This window comes from Pseudoalteromonas aliena (genome assembly GCF_038155085.1).
GTDB lineage: Bacteria > Pseudomonadota > Gammaproteobacteria > Enterobacterales > Alteromonadaceae > Pseudoalteromonas > Pseudoalteromonas aliena_A.
The window spans coordinates 1-224 of record NZ_JBAKAU010000149.1; the positions used below are offsets into that span (position 1 = coordinate 1).

Genomic DNA, 224 nt, shown 5'->3' on the forward strand with positions numbered 1-224 from the left:
GAATAACACAAGAAGCCGACTATGTATTTGATGCTCGATTTTTAACAAATCCAAATTGGGAACCTGAATTAAATCCATTGACAGGCCTTGATCAACCAGTAAAAGATTACTTAGCGAGTCACAGCATAGTCCAAAAGTTTACATGGCAGGTCCAAACATTTGTACAAACTTGTTTACCGCACTTAGAAAGAAATAACCGTAGTTATTTAACCATTGCTATTGGG

Annotated in this window: 1 protein-coding gene; it reads left to right on the forward strand. The window is 36.6% G+C overall.

Features of this window, described 5'->3' with window-relative positions:
- Positions 1–224, forward strand: a 224-nt coding sequence (locus V6260_RS18880; RefSeq protein WP_341595598.1) for a RapZ C-terminal domain-containing protein, incomplete at both ends; no start/stop codon positions are given.